Consider the following 8,765-nt stretch of genomic DNA (forward strand, 5'->3'; position numbering starts at 1 on the left):
CCGGGGAGAAGCCATCCTTCTATATGGAGATTCCACCCCTGCGGCTGCCTAAGATCTCCAACATCATCACAAAGACCTACACGAGGGTGCATTGGTACTTCAAAGAGATCTTTCCTATGTTTGTCCTTGCCAGCGTCTTTATCTGGGTCGGGCAGATCACCGGGCTCTTCGATTTGCTAGTGCGCGGCCTCGAGTATCCGATCCGCCTTCTGGGCCTTCCCGAGAAAAGTGCTGTCAGTTTCCTTTTCGGATTTTTCAGACGTGATTATGGGGCAGCGGGTTTCTATGATATGAAAAAAGCGGGGCTTCTTACGGTCAATCAACTTCTGGTCGCCTCCGTGACCCTCACGCTCTTTCTCCCGTGTGTCGCCCAGTTTCTTATAAATGTGAAGGAGCGAGGGATAAAGATGGGCGTTGGGCTTTCTGTCTTCATCCTTGGATTCTCTTTTGGGGTAGGCTATATCCTTCACATTGTCCTGGATACGCTGGGGGTACAGCTATGAGATGTTCTTTTTGCGGCACAGAGTTCGAGGAGGAAGAAACCCAAAAGGGGTGTGGGCGGTGTTACTTGACAAAAGCGTGTCAGATGGTTCGTTGTCCCCGTTGCGGATATGAAATGCCGCCCGAACCGATATGGATGAAACACTTAATAACGTGGATAAAGAGATGGAGGAGAAAAAGATGAAACTATCCGAAAGAGCGCAAGAGATTTTGGAGACATTGTGGATCAATATCGTTGAAGAAAAGAAGGACGGCCTTCCTGTTGGGCTCACCGAAAGAGAGGAGGCCCTGGCAGAGCTGCTCAAGAGTGGATATGTCCAGATTTCCACAGGAAGGGTCATTCTCAAGGAAAAAGGCAAGAAGGAAGGTGCGAGGGTTCTTCGGCGCCATCGGCTTGCGGAAAGGCTCCTTACGGATGTGCTGGATATAAGGAAAGCTCTTATTCATGAGATAGGCTGCAAATTCGAGCATCTGCTTTTCGAGGAAGTGGAAGAGAATGTTTGTACCCTTCTTGGTCATCCGAAGGTTTGTCCTCACGGTAAAGCTATTCCGCCTGGAAAATGCTGTGATAAATCGACTAAAGAGGCAGCCCGGGTCGTGTGCCTGCTTAAAGATTTGGAAGTCAAGGAACACGGGGTGATCGCGTACCTGGCAACAAATGATCCGGCAAGGCTTAATAAACTAATGGCCATGGGTGCTCTACCTGGGCTTCCAATCACTATGGTGCAGAAATTTCCTTCTTATGTCTTTCAGATCGGTCAAAGTCAGTTCGCAGTGGACAAAGAGATGGCGGAAGGGCTTTATGTACGGCCGGAAAAAGCTCAATAGCGATGGAGGATAAGATTTCTGGAAAGGTGATATTGACTATGTTGGCACTGTTTTTGTCGCTACTCACGGCTGGGGCGGCCGCCCGCCTATGACGATAAAGGGGCGAAGACCGGGGCATTTTCGAGCAGGTGACCAGCAAACACTGGGCTTACGAGGAAGTGTGAGAGCCGGGGGAAAATACAGCGCCGTGGAAAAGCTCCGCGAAAAAGAATCCTGTCCCAGAATGGAGTTGGCCCATTGCCTCCTCACTATCATAGACACAATCGTCGAAAACCACGAGAAAGGGGAACAGGGGCGATTAACCGGTACGACATCATAAAAATGGCCCATGGGGCCGGGCTTGTCAAATTCATACTAGGCCAGGTTTATAGTAACAGCGAAACGCTATGGACATGGTCATTGACGGTGGACCGTGCGTATTTACATTTGGAGGGTGAAGGATGCGAGAATTACATTCATTCATAAAGGTTTTTTTACTGGCTGCTGTGCTTTTGATCGGTATTATTGCCAGGCCAGCCCTTGCGGTCCGTCCCTTCGTCACAGACGATGCGCGGGTCCTTGACGAACATACGATGCAAATAGAGACGTCCGTGCGCTACGATAAGGATGTTTTTACGAACTTGAGCCTCCTGGCTCTGAACCCAGGAGGGAAAGCAGAAATGACGATGGGTTTTGTCAACGGTTTTCCCCTTGATATGGAGTCAAACCGGAGTTATTCGATCACAGGGCCGCTTACACAGTTCAAATACTTGCTCTGGGATGCTAAGCCGAACAAGCACCCCGGCATGGCTTTTGCGTTAGGCGCATCGCCGCCCTGGGGCAGAGGTGATTTCAGACCGGACAGGTGGAGCGAATTTTTGTACTTGGCAGCCACAGAGTCATTGTTCGACAAGGACCGCGCGCTCATTCATGCCAATATTGGCGTTTCTACAACCAACCCTGCGACAGTGGCGACCTGGGGTTTAGGTACGCAGTTTCGTATCGCCGGGGGACTTAACGGTGTTCTCGAGGTCTATTATAATGATCCCTATGCGGGAAGCACGGGCGGGGCTTATCAGACGGGGTTCCGATACATTGTGAGCGACAACATACAGATCGACTTAACAACCGGTTCAGGACTATTCGGAAAAGAACAGATCAACACCTTTGTCGGGATGGGTTTGAGGATGGTGAGCGATAAGTTGTGGTAACGAAGGTAGGTTTCGAACGCATAGCATTGACAGGATGAATGCAAAACCTCTAAACTGGGGTTGTACTGAAGATGGGGTACGGTCAGAGTCAGTTTTCGCAGGTAATTATCGATTACCAGGTGTAATTTTGCACTCTATTCGAAAATCCATTCTTGAGGACTACAGGAAGGAAGCAACAGGTTTACTGTAATGAATCGGCTAACCGGCCTTGTCAAAAATGCCATCAAGGAAGACATTCTGAACAGGCTGGTTGAGCCAGCTTATCTTCCATGAAGTTACGATCTTCGTTTCGTTATCGAAACTGTAGTCCAGGCGAGCTGAAGCCTTTGCGTCAGGGCTCGCTCCAGAGAGAACCACCCTACGCCCACCGTCCACCTCACTCAGTATGACGACAGTGGAAATATTCTCTGCCAAGGCCTTCTCCTTTATCCTTCCTACAAGGGCTTCCTTCCAATAACCATCCCTGAGTGGGAGAGATACTGTCTTTATCGTACCGTCTGGATGCATGAAGAAGGCCGTTGGTTCTATCTCTCCCTCGGTAGCCAGTTTACTTTGTAATCTGTCTGCTGCCTTCTCGATCGTGCTCTTCAATGCACCGTTCAAAGTGGGAGGTGTCTTCTTTTCATCATTGACACCGACTGTGGTGGGGGAAAGGGGCGAGGAATCAGGTGCAGGAACCGACGGCTGAGAGTTTGGCTGAGAAACAGCCGCTGTGTTGCTTCGACCTTTCTTATTCTTTCTCCAAGGCATCTCTCTCCTCCATTATATACTATGACCCATGATTATGTCGATGATATTCAAATGCAATTACCGAATTTTTTGCGGGAAATATCATACCCCGTCAAGGTGTATTAATGGTGTGTCCCAGAAAGATCCAGGACGGGGTCAGAGGAGTGCGTTAGTATAGAGGGCGACCGGAAGAACTGCTCCGGTGAGCTATCTCTGCCGTCATAGCAGCCTTTTGCATTACGTCAATGGGGGTACTTTGAGGATAAGAAGAACCACCGGACGGTTGCGCGTCCGGTGGGTGACAAGGGGAGAAAAGTAGATAAGGTTATTAACCCTAGTACCGAAAGACCTATACGTCAAGTACTTCGACTCTTGAATTATCAAGTGGGAGGTTCTTGCCTCTCATTTAATAATCTGTAATATCCTGCCACTTCAGAGGGCGGATGTCACTCCGCCCATCGAAGCGGTAGTGTTTCTAATGTTGGTGTCTCAACCTATTTTCGTCTTTCACTTCCCGGTATTTGAGGGCTTCTCTGAGCTGCCTTACGGCTTGCTCGGAGTCTCTAATGGCGTCTTCCCTGTGACCGCCAAAATCGTGTGGTGCCGCTTTCATATAAGCTATCGCATCCTCAAGGGCATGAATGGCTTTGACAATCCGTGGATGAGCCCCTCTTTCGCCCTGCATCGTGGCCTGTGCCATTGCAGGTGCCACCGTGACAAGAGAGAATAACAAAGCGACGATTGTTGCGCACAACATTATTGAGACAAAACTCTTTTTCATAATCGCACCCCTCACTGATCATGCTTTTCATTATAGATCTGTTTGCTGACCTGATTCTCTTGCTGATTGAGCGTCCGCTGCTCCTGCTTCGTGATATGCCCTCCGTTTTGAGAAGCCATATCCCGTTCTTCTTGTCGAACCTGTCGATCCTCCGTGTGCAACTGTGCGGCCTGTTGCTGCGTTAAAGTCCCGTTCTTCACACCCTGGTTAATGCGGCTGTTCTGGTTGGAGAGCCGTTTATTGACCTCTGTTCTGCGAGGATGGTTCTTCTGCCACGTTGTTTCAGCATGAGCGGGAGATATGCTGGCGCTCATGATGAAACCGCCCATAACCACAAGTCCTGCGATCTTCATGAGATTCTTCACTGATAAATCCTCCTTGTTTGGCGTTTATCGGATGGGTATGTCCCGTGGTGAACCATCCGTAATTTACTAAGTATAAAGGCAAAAGACATGCCATTGGTCTGCGAGAATGGAAACGGCAATGATTGCGATAAATTGTAAAACAGATACGGATATTAAAGATCGACAATAATGACGAGAACAGGAGCAACTCCTCGACATTTTTAGACACAATCCGCTGAATACACGTTTTGTCACATAACATCCCAACGTTCTTACCCGGTGTCTGTATTGTCTCATGCAGTCTACATCGTACAGGTCTATTTCTTCGTGACCAATGACATGAGTCACACTTATGCTGTTTGACCGTGGTTATAGAGAACTTCTCTCCTATTTTGTGTTCTTGATAAGACTACGTGCCTTATCCTGGCACAAAGACGAGATGCGCTGGGCTTTCGAAACAGACCACCGGTTTCTAAAGGTAAGAATGTCATTAACCGGTGGATTGGGAGGCCCTGGAGGAAAGAAGTCGGGTCATGATCATCATATCATCCTTGTCATCCTAGCAAAATGATCTCGGTCACAGATCTAAATATCTCTCTATAACAGAATCCCAGATTTCCATTTGAAACATACTATAAACTATATGACTTGCGAAGGCCTGACTTTCGGGAAGAACTCAAGCAGGTCGCCCTACCCTTTCGATAGGCCATGATATAGTGCACAAGAGTAACCCCTACCCTGCTTTTCTCGTCCCGTTCTCTTGAGGTTCTCCACCCTCAAACAGTGCCTTTGTTGGGATCTGTTTTGCAGGCCTCAGAGCCCACTCTGTTTGACGCTCCTTGTTGAAGAAAGCCTATGCCGTTTCAGGGAGGCACGTTTCCAAAACATTACTCCTTCAGTCCAAAGAATTGTGGCGGAAAATCGATTGCCTTGCACGATGATCGGATAGCTGAACGCGTCCCAGGACCCAGCTTCACCGATTTACAAACAATCCTCAGTTTGTCCTGATCGAGGTGGGGCGCTATTGCGGCGCATTGCTCCAAATCCTTCGCCCTCTTCGTTTGTTCCCTTCGCCGTTCGGCGGTGATAAGCTTATGGAAAAAGAAAGCCTCCGGCAAAGGCGCTCTTACGATATATTCAGGGAATCTGGCAACGAAGGAAGAATCGATGAGGATGTCAACGAAGGGAAGTGGAATTGCGCTGATATTCCAATTGGTGATGAATACGGGATCTTCATCGCGGCCGCCCCGTCTATGAGCTATGAACTCAATGGAAAAACCCTCCTTTGAAAACTTTTCCACACCGCTCTGCGTGAGAAACGGCGCAAATCCCTGTGATATAATGAGCTCATGCAGATCGGTTTTGGAAGATCTCTTCCCCGGCAGGAGTTGAACCGCAAAGTCAATGTCCAGGGTGCGAAGTGTGTACGAGACGGAGAAGAATTCTCGATAGAGAGGCATCACCCAGCTGCCGATAAGTACCGACTCCTCGAAGAACGCAACAGACGACAGCGACTTCAGAAGCCTTGAGACTGGCTCAGGGAAGATCGAGCTGTTTGTGCTCTTAAACTCCACTGCGGCGTCCTTTTGCCTTCAGGAGTTTTTGCAGATACGATATCCGCTTTTCATACACCTTGGCTTCCTTTTCATACTTCTTCCTTTGATCGAGCTTGTTTCGGAGTTCACGTAATTTGCTTTGGGCCACATACTGATTGACGACCTTATCCCCTTCCCTGAATTTGAGATAGTGGTACCTATACTCCCGATCCTTGTGAAGTCGTTTTCTTACGCTTAAGGACCCTTTGGGGAGCCCTGACAGTGCTTTGCGAATAGAAGCATGCGCCTCCTTGCAGCGTGATAATTCGTCCTGGAGCATCCCACTGACTACTACATCCTTTTCCACTACATTCATATTGTTATTATCTCTTTTGTGGTGGAAATTGTCAATCCCGGCTGCTTTCTTTGATCTCATGGTTTTATTACCCTGCCCCTCATTCTCTCCTCAGCGCGGAGAGAACCTGTTTTGGTTCCAGAGATCTGTAGACTGCACAAGAGCCTACCTTTTTGGACACCCGCAGGAGATGAGCCTCTCTCCACACCTGGGGCATCTCTCCATATAGCAGTCATCATGATGAAGGGCCCGGAGCGTGATATGACAGACAGGACACCGTTCTGTATCGCTTTCGGAATAGGGAATTCTCGCAAGGGTAATGTTGTCCTGGTATTCTATATAGTTCCTCGTACAGGTCTTCGTTTTCGGATCATTGGGGTCTTTACCGCAGCTTCTGCATTTCGTCATAAGGCAATGAAGATACAATAGAGGAGCAGGTGAAGTAAAGAATTTCTGGTAAGGCGTTTTCTGATGCCGGCATGTGTATGCAAGAAGTCCGACAGTGACAATTAGGAGGGATTGGGACGGGACCTGACCCATAATGCAGTGGCAGGCCCCTGATTTCAGGGGCGATCAGATGAGGCAGCTTGTCTTATCGCCTCTCCCAGGAAAGCGGCCTTGCGTAGCTTCATCAGGTGGTTGATGATGAAGTCGATGCGAGAGGCCGTGATGGCCTCGTGATAGGCAGCCTTCTTCACACTCTCCGGTGATGACGTTTGTCCGATGAGCCTTTCTATGGCCGTCAGAAGCGCGTCTGTCCGGTCGATGACCGCACGTTCTTCGTCGCTCATTTCCTCAAGCTCGAACAGATTGAATTGGCTCTCTTTGAGAAGAAGGCTGTCTACGAGGGCACGGAGCTTATTGTACGTGGGGCAGGCACCCGACAGGATCTTGGCGAGAGCTATGGCCTGATGTTCGGGTTTCAGGCGTGCGAGTTCCTGTGCTTGGGCGTTAGTCAGCTTGCCCTTTATCACGAGCTTTCTATTCTCCTCGGTGAGGTTGAGTAAGCGTATCTTCTCGTCGATGCGCCAGACCTGCCGGAAGCCCATCTTGGTAGCCAGTTGCTCCGCCGTCCATCCGCGATCCATGAGGCCTTTATAGGCCAGGGCGATCTCGATGACGTTTAAGTCCTCTCGCTGGATGTTCTCGAGGAGGGCAAGTTCCTCGACCAGATCGTCGTTCATTTCGTCGATCACTGCCGGCATGTGGGTGAGTCCTTTGATGAGAGAGGCGCGGAAGCGTCTCTCTCCTGCAACGATCATATAGCGTCCTTCCCTGGGTGTGACGAGAATAGGCTGCCTCACACCGTACTCTCTGATGGAGGCGGCAAGCTCTTCGAGTTTGACTTGATCGAAGTCCTTACGTGGCTGATTGGGGTTCGGGAATATGTCGGTTATGGGTAGTTTAGCTGTGCCGGTCATAGTAATGCTCCTTTCAAGATCTGTGAGGTTGTCTCTTCGATCCCGTCATGCAGATGGACGACCTCTATACCGTGATCAAGAAGCCTGATGCCGATATCCTGGTAGCGGTGGCAGCGCCGAGGATCGTTCTCAAGACACATGAGGACCTGTTTACTTTGATTGTTGAGCCGGCAGAGGAAGTCAATGCCACTTTCTTGCGCAGGGCCGTACTTGCCTCCTAATACATCGCCTCTCCATACGTAGACTTCGAGGCCGAAGCGTTTCTCCAGCTTCTTTCGGTTGAATTCGGGTTTTCTCGAATAAGGCACCGAACGTATATCAATGAGGAGGGTGATACTATAAGCCTTCAGTGTTTCTTCGAGCGTATCGAGTGTCATTTTCTGGTAACCGATTGAATAGATCATAATGGTCTCTCTCCTTATAGCGGTCTTATGATAAGGGGCGGAAGGAACCGCCCCTTATCCATGGTTTAGTGTCTTATAGGCATGATGAGCGCCTGCTCGTTCACAATGATCGCTCCGTAATCCCGAGGAAAGGACATATCTATCTTTTCGGAGTCCCCGTATGACTTGATTGCATCAACCAGGAACTTCGAGTTAATGCTCATAACCTTTGGTACTCCGTCAAGGGTACTATCTGCTTCTACGTGCCAGTTATAGGTCCCGCTGTCGCTCTCCGCTTTGATGTCGATCCGGCCATTGATCGTCATTTCGATCTCGAAACTGTTGGAGACAGGCAATACCCCGGGGATCAGCTCAAGGAAGTCTTTGGCCTTGAAGTGTACCTTCTCATAGGTGGAGATATCCGGCCATACACTGTGGAAGTCCGGATACTGGCCTTCGATCAAGCGGGTAATGAAGGTACCACCCACAAGTGTTGCCGATGCCTTGTTCTGGGCAAAGGTGATGCCATCAGCGCCGTATTTGGCAAGAAGCCCAGCCGCCCGTTTTAGCAGAATGAAAGAAGGACATTTGCATGTATCAACCGCAGCCTTATGGAGCCTGAAGCCGTCGGTAGCCACGATAAAGCCTGAAGCAAGATCGAAACAGACACCGGTGAGGAGGTAGCGCGTCTCATCGGT

At 49.5% G+C, this 8,765-nt stretch carries 12 protein-coding genes; 4 read left to right on the top strand and 8 right to left on the bottom strand.

The window, feature by feature from the left end; translation table 11 throughout:
* The 4 genes from VMT62_07255 to VMT62_07270 all read left to right on the top strand — a co-directional run.
* Positions 1-503 (top strand): nucleoside recognition domain-containing protein (locus VMT62_07255; protein HVN96207.1); only part of this gene is annotated, 503 nt, incomplete at its 5' end.
* Positions 504-681: 178 nt separating this feature from the next.
* A complete protein-coding gene (locus tag VMT62_07260) occupies positions 682-1,329 on the top strand; it encodes a metal-dependent transcriptional regulator (GenBank protein HVN96208.1) in 648 nt (215 codons plus the stop codon).
* Between the two features lie 160 nt (positions 1,330-1,489).
* Entirely contained in the window at positions 1,490-1,648 is a 159-nt protein-coding gene (locus VMT62_07265; protein ID HVN96209.1) for a hypothetical protein, read from the top strand.
* 121 nt (positions 1,649-1,769) lie between these two features.
* On the top strand, positions 1,770-2,519 hold the full coding sequence (locus VMT62_07270) for a hypothetical protein (protein ID HVN96210.1): 750 nt from the start codon (positions 1,770-1,772) through the stop codon (positions 2,517-2,519).
* A gap of 198 nt (positions 2,520-2,717) precedes the next feature.
* Here VMT62_07270 and VMT62_07275 read toward each other — a convergent pair whose 3' ends face one another.
* The 8 genes from VMT62_07275 to VMT62_07310 form a co-directional block, all read right to left on the bottom strand.
* Positions 2,718-3,269: a hypothetical protein gene (locus VMT62_07275; GenBank protein HVN96211.1), complete on the bottom strand. Its 552-nt coding sequence runs from the start codon at positions 3,267-3,269 to the stop codon at positions 2,718-2,720.
* Positions 3,270-3,723: 454 nt separating this feature from the next.
* Positions 3,724-4,029: a hypothetical protein gene (locus VMT62_07280; GenBank protein ID HVN96212.1), complete on the bottom strand. Its 306-nt coding sequence runs from the start codon at positions 4,027-4,029 to the stop codon at positions 3,724-3,726.
* A gap of 11 nt (positions 4,030-4,040) precedes the next feature.
* Positions 4,041-4,394 (bottom strand): hypothetical protein, encoded by a 354-nt coding sequence (locus VMT62_07285; protein ID HVN96213.1) that lies wholly within the window; start codon positions 4,392-4,394, stop codon positions 4,041-4,043.
* An 866-nt stretch (positions 4,395-5,260) separates the two neighbouring features.
* A complete protein-coding gene (locus tag VMT62_07290; protein ID HVN96214.1) occupies positions 5,261-5,947 on the bottom strand; it encodes a GSU2403 family nucleotidyltransferase fold protein in 687 nt (228 codons plus the stop codon).
* On the bottom strand, positions 5,937-6,344 hold the full coding sequence (locus VMT62_07295) for a hypothetical protein (GenBank protein ID HVN96215.1): 408 nt from the start codon (positions 6,342-6,344) through the stop codon (positions 5,937-5,939). Before VMT62_07295 ends, VMT62_07290 begins: the two co-directional genes overlap by 11 nt.
* Positions 6,345-6,826: 482 nt before the next feature.
* Positions 6,827-7,684 (bottom strand): ParB/RepB/Spo0J family partition protein, encoded by an 858-nt coding sequence (locus tag VMT62_07300; protein HVN96216.1) that lies wholly within the window; start codon positions 7,682-7,684, stop codon positions 6,827-6,829.
* Positions 7,681-8,088, bottom strand: coding sequence for a DUF488 domain-containing protein (locus VMT62_07305; protein HVN96217.1), 408 nt, complete (start codon positions 8,086-8,088; stop codon positions 7,681-7,683). Before VMT62_07305 ends, VMT62_07300 begins: the two co-directional genes overlap by 4 nt.
* 65 nt (positions 8,089-8,153) lie before the next feature.
* On the bottom strand, positions 8,154-8,765 hold a 612-nt coding region (locus tag VMT62_07310), incomplete at its 5' end, for a DNA polymerase III subunit beta (GenBank protein ID HVN96218.1).

It is taken from the genome of Syntrophorhabdaceae bacterium, from assembly GCA_035541755.1.
Taxonomy (GTDB): domain Bacteria; phylum Desulfobacterota; class Syntrophorhabdia; order Syntrophorhabdales; family Syntrophorhabdaceae; genus PNOF01.